The organism is Paenibacillus sp. FSL M8-0212, assembly GCF_038004645.1.
Lineage (GTDB): Bacteria > Bacillota > Bacilli > Paenibacillales > Paenibacillaceae > Paenibacillus.
In genome coordinates this window covers 5,473,133-5,490,133 of record NZ_JBBORP010000001.1, presented here as the reverse complement: position 1 = coordinate 5,490,133, position 17,001 = coordinate 5,473,133, and the positions used below count along the sequence as shown (strand labels likewise).

The 17,001-nt window shown below is 41.4% G+C and carries 18 protein-coding genes and 1 pseudogene; 2 read left to right on the top strand and 17 right to left on the bottom strand.

Annotated elements, in window-relative coordinates; genetic code table 11:
- Positions 1 to 123: 123 nt before the first annotated feature.
- The 9 genes and pseudogenes from MKX68_RS24225 to MKX68_RS24185 form a co-directional block, all read right to left on the bottom strand.
- On the bottom strand, positions 124 to 717 hold the full coding sequence (locus tag MKX68_RS24225) for a C39 family peptidase (protein WP_340914315.1): 594 nt from the start codon (positions 715 to 717) through the stop codon (positions 124 to 126).
- A 43-nt stretch (positions 718 to 760) separates the two neighbouring features.
- Positions 761 to 1,303: a GNAT family N-acetyltransferase gene (locus MKX68_RS24220; protein ID WP_339783322.1), complete on the bottom strand. Its 543-nt coding sequence runs from the start codon at positions 1,301 to 1,303 to the stop codon at positions 761 to 763.
- A gap of 43 nt (positions 1,304 to 1,346) precedes the next feature.
- Complete coding sequence (locus MKX68_RS24215) at positions 1,347 to 1,841, bottom strand: AAA family ATPase (protein ID WP_340914314.1); 495 nt, start codon at positions 1,839 to 1,841, stop codon at positions 1,347 to 1,349.
- Positions 1,842 to 1,876: 35 nt separating this feature from the next.
- Positions 1,877 to 2,419 (bottom strand): GNAT family N-acetyltransferase, encoded by a 543-nt coding sequence (locus MKX68_RS24210; protein WP_338587172.1) that lies wholly within the window; start codon positions 2,417 to 2,419, stop codon positions 1,877 to 1,879.
- Between the two features lie 28 nt (positions 2,420 to 2,447).
- A complete protein-coding gene (locus tag MKX68_RS24205) occupies positions 2,448 to 3,191 on the bottom strand; it encodes a class I SAM-dependent methyltransferase (RefSeq protein ID WP_340914312.1) in 744 nt (247 codons plus the stop codon).
- Positions 3,192 to 3,432: 241 nt separating this feature from the next.
- Positions 3,433 to 3,858: an NUDIX hydrolase gene (locus MKX68_RS24200; RefSeq protein ID WP_340914311.1), complete on the bottom strand. Its 426-nt coding sequence runs from the start codon at positions 3,856 to 3,858 to the stop codon at positions 3,433 to 3,435.
- A 62-nt stretch (positions 3,859 to 3,920) separates the two neighbouring features.
- On the bottom strand, positions 3,921 to 4,556 hold the full coding sequence (locus tag MKX68_RS24195) for an SMI1/KNR4 family protein (protein ID WP_340914310.1): 636 nt from the start codon (positions 4,554 to 4,556) through the stop codon (positions 3,921 to 3,923).
- 206 nt (positions 4,557 to 4,762) lie between these two features.
- Positions 4,763 to 5,542, bottom strand: a complete 780-nt coding sequence (locus MKX68_RS24190; protein WP_340914309.1) for a phosphotransferase family protein — start codon at positions 5,540 to 5,542, stop codon at positions 4,763 to 4,765.
- 300 nt (positions 5,543 to 5,842) lie between these two features.
- Positions 5,843 to 6,016, bottom strand: a pseudogene (locus MKX68_RS24185) (IS630 family transposase); the annotation flags it as partial.
- 49 nt (positions 6,017 to 6,065) lie between these two features.
- On the opposite strand from MKX68_RS24185, the gene MKX68_RS24180 reads away from it, so the two are divergent.
- Positions 6,066 to 6,278, top strand: a complete 213-nt coding sequence (locus tag MKX68_RS24180) for a galactose oxidase (RefSeq protein WP_340914308.1) — start codon at positions 6,066 to 6,068, stop codon at positions 6,276 to 6,278.
- A gap of 561 nt (positions 6,279 to 6,839) precedes the next feature.
- Here the strand turns inward: MKX68_RS24180 and MKX68_RS24175 are convergent.
- The 4 genes from MKX68_RS24175 to MKX68_RS24160 all read right to left on the bottom strand — a co-directional run bounded on the left by MKX68_RS24175 (position 6,840) and on the right by MKX68_RS24160 (position 9,451).
- Positions 6,840 to 7,253 carry a hypothetical protein gene (locus MKX68_RS24175; RefSeq protein ID WP_127550656.1) on the bottom strand — a complete coding sequence of 138 codons (414 nt, stop codon included), beginning with the start codon at positions 7,251 to 7,253 and terminating at the stop codon, positions 6,840 to 6,842.
- 166 nt (positions 7,254 to 7,419) lie between these two features.
- Positions 7,420 to 7,692, bottom strand: coding sequence for a hypothetical protein (locus tag MKX68_RS24170; protein ID WP_340914307.1), 273 nt, complete (start codon positions 7,690 to 7,692; stop codon positions 7,420 to 7,422).
- Between the two features lie 125 nt (positions 7,693 to 7,817).
- Positions 7,818 to 8,027, bottom strand: coding sequence for a hypothetical protein (locus MKX68_RS24165; protein WP_278294679.1), 210 nt, complete (start codon positions 8,025 to 8,027; stop codon positions 7,818 to 7,820).
- A gap of 146 nt (positions 8,028 to 8,173) precedes the next feature.
- Positions 8,174 to 9,451 carry a WD40/YVTN/BNR-like repeat-containing protein gene (locus MKX68_RS24160; RefSeq protein ID WP_338587176.1) on the bottom strand — a complete coding sequence of 426 codons (1,278 nt, stop codon included), beginning with the start codon at positions 9,449 to 9,451 and terminating at the stop codon, positions 8,174 to 8,176.
- A gap of 336 nt (positions 9,452 to 9,787) precedes the next feature.
- Here MKX68_RS24160 and MKX68_RS24155 point away from each other — a divergent pair, with 336 nt between their 5' ends.
- Entirely contained in the window at positions 9,788 to 10,717 is a 930-nt protein-coding gene (locus tag MKX68_RS24155; protein ID WP_338587177.1) for an L-lactate dehydrogenase, read from the top strand.
- Positions 10,718 to 10,902: 185 nt separating this feature from the next.
- On the opposite strand, the gene MKX68_RS24150 is transcribed toward MKX68_RS24155, so the two are convergent.
- The 4 genes from MKX68_RS24150 to MKX68_RS24135 all read right to left on the bottom strand — a co-directional run bounded on the left by MKX68_RS24150 (position 10,903) and on the right by MKX68_RS24135 (position 16,841).
- Entirely contained in the window at positions 10,903 to 12,111 is a 1,209-nt protein-coding gene (locus MKX68_RS24150) for a hypothetical protein (RefSeq protein ID WP_340914306.1), read from the bottom strand.
- 63 nt (positions 12,112 to 12,174) lie between these two features.
- The gene (locus MKX68_RS24145; RefSeq protein WP_340914305.1) at positions 12,175 to 14,616 is read right to left on the bottom strand and encodes a hypothetical protein; all 2,442 of its coding nucleotides are present in this window, start codon (positions 14,614 to 14,616) and stop codon (positions 12,175 to 12,177) included.
- Between the two features lie 166 nt (positions 14,617 to 14,782).
- Positions 14,783 to 15,715 (bottom strand): tyrosine-type recombinase/integrase, encoded by a 933-nt coding sequence (locus MKX68_RS24140; RefSeq protein ID WP_340914304.1) that lies wholly within the window; start codon positions 15,713 to 15,715, stop codon positions 14,783 to 14,785.
- Between the two features lie 46 nt (positions 15,716 to 15,761).
- Positions 15,762 to 16,841 carry a hypothetical protein gene (locus tag MKX68_RS24135; RefSeq protein WP_340914303.1) on the bottom strand — a complete coding sequence of 360 codons (1,080 nt, stop codon included), beginning with the start codon at positions 16,839 to 16,841 and terminating at the stop codon, positions 15,762 to 15,764.
- Positions 16,842 to 17,001 lie beyond the last annotated feature (160 nt).

Below are 17,001 nucleotides of genomic sequence, written 5' to 3'. Positions count from 1 at the left end.
TTTGTTCAAAAAAACTCATGCCATTTGGGCATGAGTTTCATGATTTAACCACGCAGACGTTCCGAATAATGCCGATTAGTTCGTTTAAAGCTAATAAATCATGCCCATTGAAAGAGAGCCGTCTTAAATCTGCGTCGGGTGTACGACGATATAGGAGTTTTGAGAAAAAGGTAACCACGACCTCCATAACATGTTGAGTTCACTTATGCTGATTTTTCGATTGTAATATTCTTCATCACAATTAATCTTGTGGTCTAACGATTCTGCCAAGTAAAAATGTGTTTCATCATAGCCAACGACGGGAACAAAATGCAAATAACGTTGTTTGGGATGTACTCTAATAAATAAAATAACAGGCACACCCTGACTGATCTGTTTCTTCAACGTATTCACATTTCCTCGTAAGTACATTGCCTGATATCCTAGTTTTCTGAAAAAAACAACGACCGCTTTGGGATATACGGTTCCATCCAGTAATTTGCGAGGATAGGTTTTATAAATCTTTGTTCCGTTGGACTCCACCCCGAAATGTCTCAAGACAAACGCACTGGAAAATGCAGCGCATTCGTAGTTTTTCTGAATATCCAACCGATTTGAAGATTGAATGTAATATGTGCTCGGCACATTGACTGTGTACATGCGATCTTTCTTAGGAAAACTGAAATACAGGGAGATCACCCAGAGAATAATCAACCAAAGTAATACATTGAGAAACAATTCGTGACCTCCTTCGTCTCATCAAGATGACGTACTCTACCGTTTAAGTATGCCATTCACTAGACAATAAACTATAAGTCACAACATTCTCATAATGATCATAGACCCATTGAGCTTCTCTGGATGTACCCTCATTTGTAAATCCGATTTTCTCAGGTATTGCTCTGCTTTTAAAATTGTTTTCTGCACATTGAATGATTACACGATTTAACTTCAACTCGTTAAAGAGATATTTAAGCAATTGTTCTATTGATTTGGTAATGATTCCTTTGCCCTGTGCTGACTCAGCTAAAAAATATCCAATGCTCGTTGCTCGATTAGTCCAATCAATATAATGCAATCCTAACATCCCGACCAATTGTTCATTGAACCATATTCCGGAATCAAAACCGTTCCTCTCTTCATAATTATGTGTCCATACTTCTATTACAGAATCTAAATCGCTGGGCGATTGTCTTTTATCAACCCAGAGTAACCACGCTCTCAAGTACTTTCTATTCTCATCAATCAACGCGTACAACTCATCTCTATCTTGAGATTGGATCAGCTTTAATACAATAGATTCATTCACTTGAAAAGGTAGCATCCTGTTCCTCCACTCAATCTAACTATCAGGTTATTTTAGGTGTTCATTCCTCGCACCAGTTCTTTAAAACCCATTCTTTAACTTGTTCAGCTACTCCCACTGCTGTAAGTTCTGTCGTATCAATTGTTTGCATTGGCGGGTCAAACGCAGTTTCCGAATTCTGGAGTAACCAATTTGCAAAATTCTTGTGATCTTCAACCAGGTTCTCGTCCCACCCACGAGCTCTTAAACGCATCTCGCGTGTAACATCGTCACAATGTAAATTCATATATAGAATTCGATCAAATCGATCTATGTAATCGGATGATGTAATATTTTCCGGCACCATCGTTCCGCATAAAACAGTCCCTCGTCCACTTAGCGATATGTTATACGCAATCCTCAACCAATTCTCTTTGGCAATCTGCCAATCCACGTTATCGATGATATCCATATCAAAGACGTCAAATTCGGGAAGTTGCTTGCGAACAAGCGAAGAGATCGTTGTTTTTCCTGTTCCACTTGCGCCTGTCACTACAAACAGCGGTAATTTTCTCATAACAAGCCCCTTTAGTTAAAATAAATTTTGATTTATTACGTTCTCCATTGATCTGCTTTCAAGCCATAAATAATCCTGTTTAAATATGCACCATTAATATATTCGTAATCTCTTAATTCACCTTCACGTTGAAAGCCTAATTTTTCAGGAATTGCGCGGCTTTTGAAGTTGTCTGTTGCTATGCCAATTTCAACTTTATTTAATTCAAGTTCATCAAATGCGTGAGCAATTAACACTTTAATCGATTTTGTAATAAGTCCCCTACCCTCATATTCCTGACCTAGCCAATATCCTATTTCAGTCTTCTTGTTTTCTTGATCAATGTATAAGTATCCAATAGAACCAGCAAGCTCGTCTCCGCACCAGATTCCTAACCAATAACCATCATCTTGAGCATAGCGTATACGTGTTCCCTTGATGAAATTTCTTGAATCATCTTCTGTTAATGTCATACTGGGGAACTTCAACCACGCTCCTATATGATCCCTGTTTCGATCGATCAAATTATATAATTGGGGTGCATCTTTCATTGCCAATAGCGATATATAGGTAGCAGTATCCATTTGATATTTAAACATAACCCACTCTCCGATTCATTTCATTTAATCACCGTTTTCTTGCTTTAATCACAAAGGATACAGGTAACATCTTCGCTCTTTTAAGGAGACTATCGCTATGATTATGTAATTGCATGATATCCTCATCGGATTCTTCTATCATTTGTTCAATGACAAATCCCGCTTTTGCTAACGCGTTGACATAGGTTGATATTTGACGATCAGCTAAAACTAATTCTCCCTGACAAAAATCAGGAGACACCTCATACCAAGATTCATCAGAATATGGCTTATTGAAGACAAATCTATCATTTTCTTCAACGACACATCTATGAATTGGATGAGACCAGCTGAAAATAAAAATGCCATCTTTCTTTAAAGAAGCGATTCGGCTGAAAGTAATTTCAAGATCGGTTGTCCAACCTATGGCATAAATCGAATACACAGCGTCAAAATAATTAGTAGGAATACCGCATTCCTCTTCCATGGGTGAACATATCAATGTTGCAGAAATACCGTATGTTCTCAAGTGTTGTTGTGTCTTTTCTATCTGTTTCTGGGATATATCCATACCCCATAGCTCACCAGCTTTGCGGTCTCCATGATACTGCAAGAATTGACCATTTCCACAGCCCACCTCTAACATCTTTAATCCTGAGACATCACCAAAAAGTTGGTGTTTTTCTTCTGAGATAAATGCTCCATAATGTGGAAGCACGATTGCTCTTAAAAAGTCATTCCCTTTTGTATCCCAATAAAAGCTGTTTGTTTCATAAACACTGTGCTTGTTCATCTGATAGCCTCCTTTATACACTACATTCAGAACATTACTTGTTACCTTCGTTGAAATATGTAATCTCATTGCCATAAAGTAAGCTTTTAAAGCCGTTCTTGTAGTAAGGCATAAGCTCATCTGCCTGTGTTATATCCAACCATGCAATCTCAGAGATTTCGTCTGGTCTTGATATCTCTTCTCTCCCTCCGACGATTTACATCGACTCGTTTCATTGATTGAACTTCCTTTTCGGAGAATTTTAAATATTATTCTTATCACTGAACTCAATGCAAAAAGGTTGCATCTCAGGTTTTAAGCAATACTCTATTCTTTCTCTGAAGTTTTTCCATTCGACTTTTAAAATCGCTTCTTCAATTGGAAAGAAACCAGACTCTAAACTCTCCAATGATGTCGTTAATTCTCCTCCTATTGGTTTGGCTAGAAATAATGTGTTACAGATTGAATTCTCGATATTTTGAAATATTCCACAGAATTTGATGATTTCGATGTCGATTCCGGACTCCTCTTTTGTTTCTCTGATCGCAGCTTGACTTAGAGATTCTCCTTCTTCCACTTGACCACCTGGCATTTCCCATCCTCTTCGTGGTCCTCTAATAAGTAATAATTCATTTTGTTCGTTGATCACGATTGCAGCGGCAGATAAGATATGTTTTGGAGGGCTCATTTATTCGACTCCTTCTAGAGAGATTAATATAAATTGAAGTTCTTTATTCTAAAATGAAGCCATTAATCCTTCTTTGACAAAGTGAGCGTATAGTTCTTGCCATCATAATTATTTACATTTTCAATGTGTCCATGTAAATGCTTATAATAACGTTCAGAATTTTCATTATTCCAATTCCAGAAATGTGCGCCATTACATATAATCAGTCTTTCAAACCATCTCTCAAAATTCATATTTACCTTAATTGCGCTATCAACGAACAACATTTCAGTCCAATACAAATAGCTAGAAAATCTATCAATGCATTCATTCGTATTTATAAAAAGCATATCTCCATTATCCGAACCTATTGGAATCCAACCCTGCGGTATCATGCTAACATAATCATAATCAATGTACACCTGTCGAATCATGTTTAAGCTATACAATTGGATCCCCCCTCCGTAAAAAGGATGCACGAATAGATCTGCTCCATTATGATTTAGTAAAAAAGCTTTATAGTCCCAAGGAATAACTAAATTTAACTCTTCAAATAAAGAATCGATCTCCTGATTAGATGAACCCGGATAAAACGTAAATCTTGCAGGCTCACTATAACCAGTTGAACCTTGTATTAATAATGAATTATTACTATCTAATCTTTTCTTCAAACCCTCTAGTGTTAACTCAACTATATTGAAGATTTCCGAAGATTCCATAAGATTTCATCCCTTTGCTTAAAGTTATCGTATACAGGTCTTGAGTTCACGACTTCCTCCGAATTAAGCTCAATCGCTAGTTGCTATGTGGATAGTGCGTGCGGTTGTGTTCGTGTGAACTTACTTCTCTAATGCACTCAACAGATCAAGATTCAAATGACTGAAACGGAACATTTTTTAATCTGAAAGAACAATTTATAGCCAGACTAAAAGAAGTTATATATCCCGTCTTCAAAATAATTATACTCTTCATCCGTTATTCTTGACTTTCCATACCCGTTATAAAATATTTCTCTATCTCTTTCATTATCAAACGCATTATATTTTGGTCTAATGGCTAATGCTACATCATATCTTGGATCGCCGTAAGCTGCTCCTTCCCAGTCAATAACTCCAACAATATTGCAATCATTAACTAGCACATTATCTATAGTAAAATCTCCATGAATGAAAGTGTTTTCTATTGGTTTTGGTTTTGCTTCTTTTAACTGTTGAAGTAGTTCTTCTGATCCGTCTACAGCAAAGTGAGTTAGATTATATTCTGCTTTATTAAGCATTGTATCTAGCCAAGGAGTGTCATTGTTCAATAATTCAACAGGACAAGAGCATTCATGTATTTTCTTTAGACAAAGCCCAAAGTTAAAAATCGCTTTTTCTTTACTCTGGAGGTCAGGCATCTTAGAGAGAAATTCTCTTAAACTTATTCCATCAATATAATCCATCAGAAGCCATCTCGATGTGTCCTCAGTATGAAATGAATAAACCTTTGGAACAGGGAGTCCCGTATGGTAAAGGTATTGGAGCACCTTATATTCATCTAATAACCATTCATTATAAAGATCGTTTTCTGTCTTTTTGATGATGTACTTTTGGTCGAACGTATCCAGAATAGCCACAGTAGAAGTATGACCTTGCTTAGGAAAAGTGATTTTCTGGACTTCCCCTATATGTTCTTTTATTTCAATTGGGAGATCTTGAATATTCATACTTTTATCCTTTCTGCTATTTCGGACCTTTATCACGAATTCCACATTTTGAGTAAATCACCTTAATTATTTCTATAATAACCCATGCTACAATATTTGCGAAGTGAATTTAAAAACGCATACATTTATCAACAAATCAAAAAGAACACTCCCGCAGGAGCGTTCTCCATGAATCATTAGTCTAAGCGTACATCAGATCCATCTTACTATAATTTTCTCTCACATACGTTTGTAGTTGTACAAGCTGATTTATTGCTTCTCATCTGAGTTCTATTTAGATGGAACTAAAGAAACGACTCGCTAGAACCTGACGCAGAGCAGATCTATGATTGTCAAAGGCACTTGCATAATCTCGTTCATGAATTGCTCTACGTTGATGCGAATTTCAGTCACTTTGTGGTAGAAGACGTTGTTAATTACATCGGATTTCAGCCATTTCCATAATCCCTCGACGGCATTTAGTTGAGGGCTGTAAACTGAACCAGAACAACCATCTGGGGATCGTGCTATCCTAGTAGTCACATTGACAACTGGTTTAGAGAAAGAATACGATCTTCCAATGAGTGAGGTAAATGCATTCCTCAACTGGTATGATGCTCGTGATGGAGGAGCTGGACCGGCCAAGTTCGCCATCAACAAATACAGCAACAACAAAGGTCCATTTAGTAAGCGTACAAATTACGTGATATTCGATAAAATTCTAACGTTTGAAGTAAGTGAATATACGACCAAATAAAAAGAAAGAGCAGTGAGGTAATCCCTCCTGCTCTATTTATGTATTCAATTCAGGAGATATTTCATTAAGCCCAATTATACTACCGGTCATAAATTCCAGAAAAAAACAGAATTGTTCTATTGGAGATAACTTTACCTTGGAAGTATAACAGCGCGGGAGACATCACATACATTTATAGGAATGGGGCAGATAAGTATTATCAAGCGGTCCGGATTCTCAAACGTTTACTAGGCCGCAAGGCTACTGCTGAGCTGCAGACAAACAAGAGCCGGACACGCTGCTTGATAAAACTCTATAATTAAAAATAGAGCCCCACTAACTTTTAGTAGTGGAGCTCGTTCATAATTTATAAGTCCAATTATTTAGTTAATGCATAGAATAAGAATAACTTGTAGTCCGAGCCCATACCTGTAGCAGTTACAGTTGCTTCAGAGTTACCTCTAGGACCTGAAACGGTTGAGTCAGGATACCAATTTACATAACCCCAGCCTGTAATATAATTAAAAGTATTAGAAGTTGGATTTTTACTGAGAACCTTTCCAACTAATTTCCGATATTACCCTAAATTTTCTTTGGTAAAGCTGACATTATAGAGAATCCTAAGATTACACTAGCCACAATCACTAAATAGTCATTAACAACAATATATTGATATACAGAATCATTTAACCATCCAAATGAGGCCCATACATAACTTAAAGAAACAATAAGAGCCGGTAAAGTTATCAGTAGGAAACCCGATGTGTCCTGTTGTTTTGTTGATCTCAATTGTCCTCTAATCATTAATCCAAGAACCACACCAATACCTCCGAAGAAAACAATTGGTATAATTGTTATCAAAAAAGGACTAACATCAAATCTCGTTCTGGCTTGCGTAAGTTGGTTATTGAGTAACATAGATCCAACTGCGAATAAAACAATAATTAAAACAAGGTAAGTCAAATTTTTGAGAACTCCATTTGCTTTAGTTTCCATTTAAGTATTCCCCTCTTTTCTGTAGGATATCCTAACTTTAACATTTTTGGGATTTGAAATCCAAATAATAAAAAAATGACTCCTCCAGCTTTATGCCAGTGAAGTCATATTTACCGATGATATCGGATTTGTTCCTATATAACCATAATTATCCTTTTTGTTCAGATTAGTCTGAGACAATGAACCAATCGAAGTTCTCAGGACCTACACGAATAACAGGTACCAGGCTAGTGCCTATAAAAGCAGTGTACGTCAATTGTAGTAAGAGTGGTGGATTGAAATCTTTTGCTGGAAATGTGATAATCTGTGGTGCCAGAGGGCCAAAGTCATTCGTAGATGTCGCGGAATAAATAACTGATTCAGTTGCTAACGTTCCTATTACAATAGTAATCGTGATAACAACCGAGATAACACTTTCAAAGTGTCCTTTAATCGCCATAAAAAAATACACCCCCTAGAATTTCATCGGCTAAACCCAGAGGTCTTTCCAATGTCCTATTCTAAGGGGGGGTACTTCAGGGGCAAAACGTTGATATATCAGCCTTCTTTGATCCGTTTTGATTACTAAGCGTACATCAAGTCCATAAACCCGCGAGTTACATCTCCACCTTCGGCTGGTTCGGGCTGGTCTGCCTGTGCGTGTTCTGCCATGCAAGCCTTCACCGCTTCCTCTGTTGTACAACGATTGGCATCGTCACATGTGTAGCATAATTGAAGCATATATCTGGTTAAATCGTCCGCCTGCGTGAATTGAGTCTGACCGTTGGTTCTCATCTTCATCACTCCTTCTCTTGTTGAGTTAAATATATCACCTTTTAACAGATTAAATTGTGATTTATTTCACAAACTAAACAAAAAAAGAAAAGGAACCCCCTGGCTCCTCACTTTCCTTATCTATTCACATCTACAACACTCTACTTTTAAAGCACTTTCCAATGTACACCGCCGTCCACCGTTTGCAATAACAACGATCTTTTAGCATCTGTATTTTCAACCAGTATCCAGCCAAGCTTGGAGGTAACCATCTGCATCTTCACAATTTCAGGATAGTCTTCGAGAATTTTCTCCAGTACACTACTTGAAGGAAGAGCGCTCCATGTTTTTCCCGCATCCTTGGTGTAGTAGGTTATGCCCTTTTGCATCGCCCAACCTTCTAAAGCGTTCAGAAATACCGGTGAAAGGTTACGATTCGGACCCGTTTGTTTGTTTAAAGTGAAATTGGACAGCTTCCAGCTCTTTCCTCCATCGGTGGTAAAGAATCCATTGAATGTCGTGCTCTCCCCTTGGGAACAGGACATTGATATCCAGGCTGACTGCGCTTCACGTCCAAAAAATTGTGGTGAACTAACACTGAAATTACCACACCCGTTGAATTTGTTTCGATCAAAAAAGGATGGTCCAGTATCCCAGTTCTCTCCGCCGTCTGATGTTACATACAACTTCGGTGTACCGAACTCAAGCGCTGTTAAGAAACCATGCTTTGGATCCGAGAAAGTCATCCCCGTTGTGTATCCACGTTTGGAAATCTCTTCTGCTTCCTGTTTGCCGTCTTCATCACTGGATGACATGCGGTTCCAAGTGATTCCACCGTCCTCGGTGAAGTAAAGTTTCTTGTCCTGTTTACCAATAGCGGTATCAACCGTGGTGAGAATCCAGCCTTTCTCAGGAGATACAAATGAGATCGCGGTCACTTTATCCGTTTTGGACAGAGAAGACAGGCTCCAAGTTACGCCCCCATTGTTGGTGCGAAGCACCATGGTATCTGTTCCACCCATGCCTTCACGAACAATCCAACCATGTGCACGATCTACAAAATAAATGCTTTGTCCATATTTAGGGTTAGCCGGAAATTGTACATTTTCCGAAGGTGAAATATTGGTCCAGGTCTTTCCCTGATCCTGAGTGTAGTACAGACGCAGCGCATTCCGCGTCACACCCCACGCCAATCCTCCGTTGTCATTGAGCAACTGAAAATCGGTCAAACGGGTCTGTATTTGGTACTTGGCCATATCTGCAGCTTCTGTACTGTTCACAGGGGGAACGACAGTTAATGTCTGCCCTGTATTCCCGGCGTCCTCCTGCTGCTGCGGAGGTTCTGCTACCGGAGGTTGATCTGAGTCGGTGCATGCAGCCAATAAAGCTGCTATACCTATAGACAGCAATGCTGTCTGCGCGATTTTAATCCATTGCGAACGCAAGTGGGTTCCACCTCTCTCATCCAATATACAGGCGCGCATGCCTGTCCTATGGCGTTTTATTTACGATTCATCAGAATCCACTGCTCCTATTCTACCACAAACCTTATGTAAAAGGCTCATTGGCTACGTATGCGCTGCCCGCTCCCTTTTTCCAGCTGATGCTCTAGGCTAGATGTCGCACATTTATTACCATTAATTTTATCCTAAACTGTTTTTCGACGGAATAATTGGTAAAAAGACATGAAATGTGAACTATTTTATAGACAACACTCGCTTTATACTCTCTAATCCCTTAATATGGATGGGAGTATAACCCAAAAAGGAGAGGATATGAACATGACAAATAGTGCAGCTCTGAAACCAAGTCGTGTCGTGATTGTAGGCATGGGTGCGGTGGGAACAACAACGGGATACACGCTAATGTTGAGACAGCGTTCGTCCGAGTTGGTATTTGTGGATGTGAATCATGATAAAGCAACAGGAGAAATGCTCGATATGAACCACGGTCTTCCATTTACGGGAGGCGTGAAAGTATGGGCTGGCGATTATTCCGACTGCAAAGATGCAGATATCATTATTATTACAGCGGGTGCTTCCCAGAAGCCGGGCGAAACCCGGATTGATCTGCTGAAGAAAAATGCAAGCATTTTCAAAGATATCATTGAACGTATTACTGAAGTGAATTCTCATGGTATTTTACTGATTGCAACCAATCCTGTAGATATTTTGTCCTATACTTCATGGAAACAAAGTGGATGGCCTGCTTCCCGTGTCATCGGTTCAGGTACATTGCTCGACAGCGCACGTTTCCGTTACCTGATTGGTAAGAATAAAGGGATCGACCCGCGTAGTATTCACGCACATATTATTGGTGAGCATGGAGATTCCGAAGTACCGGTATGGAGCCTGGCTAACGTTGCAGGAACAGATCTGGAATTGGATGAAGAAACACAACAGGATATCTTCGACCGTACCAAAAATGCAGCGTATGAGATTATTAATGCCAAAGGAGCAACTTCCTATGCAATCGCACTTGCTCTGGACCGCATTGTAGCTGCAATTCTCGGCAACGAAGGCTCCGTTCTGAACGTATCCACGTTGCTTGAAGATTACAATGGCGTATCGGATGTTTATCTGGGTGTTCCATGTGTAGTCGATCGCAACGGTGTGCGCGAGATTCTGCCTCTTCCGTTGAATGAATCCGAGAAAGTGGCTTTCCAGGCATCTGCTAACAAATTAAAAGAACAGATCGCTGGATTGGAGTAATCCACGTATAAAAAATAACCACCTGTATTCCTGTATTAAGGAGTATTCAGGTGGTTATTTTTTTTCTAATTTTTATTTAGTTTACATAACATTTATTCCGTCAATTCTAATCTTTGAACATTTTTTTGATTTCTGGATTTTGAATCATTCAATGTCTACAGCTACAGGGTATTACTAATTACTAATTACCAACTCTCAGTTACTCTAAATACCACATCAACTGTGTTCGAGCCTGGACCACCAATATTCAATATGGCTAAAGTTACAACCTGATTCTCCGGAAGAGTGAAATCCAAAAGTTCTTGAGAGGCCAATATTTTGGTATTCCCTGCTCCCCCTCCTGTAATGCCTTGAAACACCACTTCTCCACCTGTAATTGTTGTAGAGGTATTGTTGACTAGTAGTGCGGTCTCGCTATCAGGAATAATCGTTGTAGCTGTGGGAAAATTAACAAAAGCTCCATTTAACGTCCCTCCCACAAGCACTTGGTAACTTAGATCTACGGATGAAATAACATTGATTTCTTCCAAATTCACCTGAACCGAATTCGTTCTAGCCGAACCCGCTGGAAACACAGCTTTTCTTGTAAATGAAATTACGGGTGTTAACGTTGATGTAACATTTGTTATTCTTCTTCTTTCGGAAGTTACTCTATAGGTTGGTTCATATTTGCCGATAATACTATATTGTCTTCCACCCACAAATATACTATAAGCAGCACCGGTTCCATTATTAGCAACTTGTGCTCTTAACGGAAGATTTGGATCAACAAAGCTTGTTTGCCCTGTTGGGGAGAATCGATGAACGGTAATTACCTCTTGGGCTAACGTTACGGGATCAGGGATAACCACTCTAAATTCAATCACTCCGTAACCATACCATGTAAACACAATTTGGTATATGTTCCCTTTTGATAAGTTTAGTGTAGCTCCGCTTGGTCCTGTCCCGTTTAATGGATCTACATTCCATAAGCTTTGAGGAACTGTCGTATCAACTCCTGCTCTAAGCACGGTTACAAACACCGTAGTACTGTTCACTCCAAAAAAGGCTCCGTTTTGAGTATCAAATAATCCCCATTGCGCCACTTGGTTACCTATTGGCAGAGACGGAATTCGAACCCCTATCCCCGCCTCTCCTGCATAACCCGGTTCATATCGTCCTCGCAATACACTTTCTAAAATGGCTGAGTCTACGCCACTGACAGAGTTGCTCAAATTATACTCAGTCGCGTTATTTGTAACCGTGCCAGCACCAGTAGTCGTAACTGCATCTCTAAGGATCGATAAACCATACACAGAGGTTAGCTCCACAATTGGAGTTTTTTGTGCTACACGCAACTCATCGAATTGCGAACTGACATTTGGCCCAATATTGGAGATGATAATATCTGACAATGTTTCTCCTCCTTTGCAGAAAGAGGGAGAAGAAGTAAATATTCTTCTCCCCGCTTTTATTAACTACCATTCTTCAGTGACACTAAAGGTTGCGGTGACAGAATTCGTACCACCACTTAAGTTAGCTACAGCCAGCGTGACAAATTCAGTGTCTGGTAATTGAAAATCCAATAATGACGCAGAAGCTAAAATTCTGGCACTGCCTTCTACGCCAGCTGCTAAGCCTTGTAGTAGTACCTGACCTCCAGTCATTGTCGTTAGCGTGCTATTTACTAACAGACCTGTCTCCGAGTTTGGAATATTCGTCGTTGCCGTTGGATACGTCGCAAAGGCTCCATTAATGGTTCCGCCTAATATGATCTGGTAGTATATATCGTCTGAGGTTACAAGGTCGATCCCTTCAAGTTTTACACTGACTGAATTCGTTCGGCCTGAACCTGCCGGGAAAGTTGCTTTTCTTTGGAAGGACAAAATTGGTGTAAGAGTCCCGGTTGCAGTTACGGTTCTTCTTTCAGAAGTAATTCTGAATACCGGACTATATCTGCCCACAATGCTATATTGTCTTCCTCCAACAAATAAATTAAGTGCAGATGCTGTTCCATTATTCGAGATTTCAGCACGAAGAGGAAGATTAGGGTCGGCCAAGCTTGTTTGCCCGCTTGGTGAGAATCGTTGAACGGTAATTACTTCCTGCGCTAAAGTCGTAGGATCAGGAATAACAACTCTAAACTCAATGACTCCATAACCGTACCAAGTAAATAAAATTTGAAATATATTCCCCTTAGCCAGACTAAGTGTAGCTCCGCTAGGACCGGTTCCATCTAATTTATCAACGTTCCAGGAAGCTTGAGGAATAATCGTGTCAGTTCCTGCTCTTCTGACTGCTACAAAAATTCCGTTTGCCACACTCTGGCCAAAAAACAAACCATTTTGGTCATCAAAAAGCCCCCATCTTACCACTTGTGTTCCTGTAGGGGCAACAGGCAATCGCACACCGATTCCCGCTTCTCCAGCATACCCTGACTCATACCTTCCCCGTTCTGAGCTTTGAAGTATTGCCGTATCTGCTCCAGATGCTGTCGTGGTTAGTTGAAACTCTGTGTTGTTGGTTCCAACCGTTGCAGCACCCAAAGTAGAGACGATGTCTCTTAGATTAGATAGGCCATATACCGAAGTTAATTCAATAATCGGTGTTTTTTCACTTGTTCTTAATTCACTAAATTCAGAACTAACATTTGGGCCTACTCCCACTATAGTTACGGTAGGGTCTACTGTACCAGTAGCTCCAGTTTCACCGGTTGCTCCAGTTACACCAGTATTTCCGGTTACACCAGTAACTCCAGTGACTCCTGTTGTACCAGTTACTCCAGTATCTCCAATTGCACCAGTCACTCCAGTCACTCCGGTAACTCCAGTTGCTCCAGTTGCACCGGTAACTCCAGTTGCTCCAGTTGCTCCTGTGGCTCCAGTGGTTCCTGTTGCTCCTGTGGCTCCAGTGGTTCCTGTTGCTCCTGTTTCACCAGTTACTCCGGTTACACCAGTTACTCCAGTAACTCCGGTAACTCCAGTTACTCCTGTTGCCCCAGTTGCTCCTGTGGCTCCAGTTACTCCAGTAGCTCCTGTGGCTCCAGTTTCTCCAGTTACTCCAGTGGTTCCTGTTGCTCCAGTTTCTCCAGTTACTCCAGTGGTTCCTGTTGCTCCAGTTACACCAGTAACTCCAGTGACTCCAGTGACTCCGGTAACTCCAGTTACTCCTGTTGCCCCAGTTGCTCCTGTGGCTCCAGTTGCTCCTGTGGCTCCAGTTGCTCCGGTTGCTCCGGTTACTCCAGTTACTCCAGTTTCCCCGGTTGCTCCAGTAGCTCCAGTTTCACCAGTTACTCCGGTTACTCCAGTTACTCCGGTAACTCCAGTTACTCCTGTTGCCCCAGTTGCTCCTGTGGCTCCAGTTTCTCCAGTGGTTCCTGTTGCTCCAGTTACACCAGTAACTCCAGTGACTCCAGTGACTCCAGTGACTCCTGTTGTACCAGTTACTCCTGTATCTCCAGTTGCCCCAGTCACTCCAGTCGCACCAATAACTCCAGTTACTCCAGTTACTCCAGTTACTCCGGTTACACCAGTTGCACCAGTCACCCCGGTAACTCCCGTGGACTCGTTTGCACCTAACAGTTCTGAAGATACAATACGATGGGGCGTTACAAGCTGCCCGGCAGAATTTTTTCCCCAAACTGATATTTCTACTTGCTGCTCTGCGAGACCACTTGTTGTAAAGATAAATTCAAATACATCCAGGTTTGCAAAGTAGTTCTTCGTTATTGCTTGATTCGGATTTATACTAATAAGTTCAAGTGCGTATAGAGTTCTGATTCCATTCAGATAATAACCTTGAATTAAGATACTCGCATTATTGACCAGATCTCTATTATCGATCTTAATCGTCAACTGTTGTGTTGGCCTTACGCCACTAACTGGATTATTCTCAATCGGTCCAGTTGATAAAGTAGCCATGTTATCCCCTCCCCTCACATGCAGTTTAATCTTTGGCATCCCCTAACTTCTTTACATAAAGTATTCCAATTCATGCCAGGGGTGAGAGGTATCGCATAATTCAGTATTTGAGAACTCAAAAAGCCTGTCACTTGGACAGGCTTCTCTAAATCTAATTATTCAATAGCTAATTGTTCAACCCAAATGCGGGAAGTTTAACGTCCAGCAGAGCCATAGCCTCTTCTTTCTCCCTACTGGTGACGTGTGTGTACACGGTTGTTGTTTGAATCGATGCGTGACCAAGTAGCTCCTGCACGGTACGCAGGTCGGCTCCACGCCGTAACATCATGGTCGCGAAGGAGTGACGCAGCTTATGACTGGAGTAGTTTTGACGTTGATTGACTGGTGATTCCTTCTGGAAACGTTCAAAGGTTTCTGTAGATATGAGCTGGATGCTGCGAATCGACAGTCTCTTCCCTTTCTGGGAGACAAATAACGCTTCCTCTTTTGGCCGCCAAGGATCGAGACGCTCAGCCATCGCTTGAGATAACACGTTTGCCACAGTCTCCGGTACAGGAAGCGAGCGCCATTTCCGGCCTTTACCGAATACATCCAATGTACGCCGCTCCGCGTTATAGTCTTTGCAATCCAGAGCATGCACTTCTCCAACCCGTAATCCCATATATCCCATCAGCAGAAAAACAGCCAAATTACGTGTACGATACTTGCCTTCTACCGACTTCAGAAAACGTGTCAACCCACTTTCATCAAGGAAAACGGGCGCACGGTTTTTCTCGGTTTTGGATTTTTTGATCCCAAACGCCGGATTATTGGTTAACAATTCTAGTTCAATGAGGGACTTGTAAAAACAGTTCACCGCCGCATGTTTGCGATTTCTCGTGGCATCACTAACCCCACGCTCCCGCGCGCGGGACAGAAATGACAACACATGCAGCTTTTTGACCTGCTCCAGTGACTTTCCTTGAATGGAGACCAGGAATTCCACCACGTCACCCGTGTATGATTTTACCGTATGGCCTGTATATCCGGCGTCCTTCATCCATATGTGAAAAGCTTCTAGCTCGTCCGCATATTGCTCCTGGATCTCCTCAGTCATCATCTGTCTACGTCACCTCGATTCGGTTCTTTATAAATTAAACAGTGCTCTACGCTTCATCCACAATGACAACGTCAATCAGCGGAATGATCGCCTCAGGTTTACCCTGACTACGAGTAAGTACAAACGATGGCAATGGATTCTCGTGCAGACCATTCACGGATTCACAGATCTGAGTATATAAATCCATATGCAACGTCTCGCCTTCACCAGCCACATCAATAACAGGCCAATCGCTCTGAACGCAGGCAGGCCAGTAAGCCAACTCATTCGCAGGTACGATACTTAATTGTTGAATGGACGGATCAATACGGTAGATCCCTTGCCGTTCAGGTACATCGTCCAGCTTGTCCACAGCAAGTATTCGAGCAGACTGCTCATCTGGTGCAGAATAGAGTGAATAACACCACGGAGTCACGCCCCAGGCGATCGCCATCAGCCCCTCTTCCAGCAACGTATCCGACAGTTCCCCTTCCGCAAATTGTTCGATCAGATTATGGTTACCTGGTCCAATCAGTTCCTCCACACGCTTAGCGAGTCGAGGCAGGTCAGCGAGAATAAATCCTCCTCTCCCGTAGGAGTCAAACACATGATGGTTTCTGCTCCACACAGCTTGAGATGGTGAACTCAACGACGCTGCTTCTGCCGGGAAAAGCGATATATATACAGTGATAACTTGCGCGTACTTAACCATTGCAAGCTGTTCAGGTTCGAGTGCACCTTCAGCAATACGAGGTGTTTTCATATGCAGGGAGATTCGAAGTTCGTATTCCCCTTCTGCAAATGCTGACCAACCCAGATCAACAGGCTGTTCAACCCCCTCAAAAGAAACAATGGAGATTGTGCTATCCGGTTTCAGGTTAACAGCATACTGCACGTATGCTAGCTCCTGACCATAGATGATATTGGCATCCTGACGATTGACGGGTGAATCCAACTGTTGTGCAATGACAGATACCTTACGTCCATCCTTCAGAAGGTGCTGCGGATCAATATCCAACTGCAATTCGTCTTCAATTCCTGGTTGTGAAACAAGTAATTTCGCCTCTGTGAGTACGGCTGAGTCAGCCAGAGCAAACCCAAAAGCTGCATTTTGATGATCTGAATTCGTATGTAATGGTGTGTTCATGATACATCCCCTCTCTTATGTCTGATGGCATGTCACATCCCCAAATATATTTCATATTTGTCTTAGCCGCAACCCCGACTCCTTGATTAAGTTGGTTACGCCCCTTATTACTTACCCATATATGAAGAAAATTCCAACCTTCCCCTGCTGTTATCATCCT

Bases quoted from the DNA above. Each gene is read 5' to 3' on its own strand.
- MKX68_RS24220 (WP_339783322.1), bottom strand. From the start codon at position 1,303: ATGCTACCTTTTCAAGTGAATGAATCTATTGTATTAAAGCTGATCCAA.
- MKX68_RS24215 (WP_340914314.1), bottom strand. From the start codon at position 1,841: ATGAGAAAATTACCGCTGTTTGTAGTGACAGGCGCAAGTGGAACAGGA.
- MKX68_RS24210 (WP_338587172.1), bottom strand. From the start codon at position 2,419: ATGTTTAAATATCAAATGGATACTGCTACCTATATATCGCTATTGGCA.
- MKX68_RS24205 (WP_340914312.1), bottom strand. From the start codon at position 3,191: ATGAACAAGCACAGTGTTTATGAAACAAACAGCTTTTATTGGGATACA.
- MKX68_RS24200 (WP_340914311.1), bottom strand. From the start codon at position 3,858: ATGAGCCCTCCAAAACATATCTTATCTGCCGCTGCAATCGTGATCAAC.
- MKX68_RS24195 (WP_340914310.1), bottom strand. From the start codon at position 4,556: ATGGAATCTTCGGAAATCTTCAATATAGTTGAGTTAACACTAGAGGGT.
- MKX68_RS24190 (WP_340914309.1), bottom strand. From the start codon at position 5,542: ATGAATATTCAAGATCTCCCAATTGAAATAAAAGAACATATAGGGGAA.
- MKX68_RS24175 (WP_127550656.1), bottom strand. From the start codon at position 7,253: ATGGAAACTAAAGCAAATGGAGTTCTCAAAAATTTGACTTACCTTGTT.
- MKX68_RS24170 (WP_340914307.1), bottom strand. From the start codon at position 7,692: ATGGCGATTAAAGGACACTTTGAAAGTGTTATCTCGGTTGTTATCACG.
- MKX68_RS24165 (WP_278294679.1), bottom strand. From the start codon at position 8,027: ATGAGAACCAACGGTCAGACTCAATTCACGCAGGCGGACGATTTAACC.
- MKX68_RS24155 (WP_338587177.1), top strand. From the start codon at position 9,788: ATGACAAATAGTGCAGCTCTGAAACCAAGTCGTGTCGTGATTGTAGGC.
- MKX68_RS24145 (WP_340914305.1), bottom strand. From the start codon at position 14,616: ATGGCTACTTTATCAACTGGACCGATTGAGAATAATCCAGTTAGTGGC.
- MKX68_RS24140 (WP_340914304.1), bottom strand. From the start codon at position 15,715: ATGATGACTGAGGAGATCCAGGAGCAATATGCGGACGAGCTAGAAGCT.
- MKX68_RS24135 (WP_340914303.1), bottom strand. From the start codon at position 16,841: ATGAACACACCATTACATACGAATTCAGATCATCAAAATGCAGCTTTT.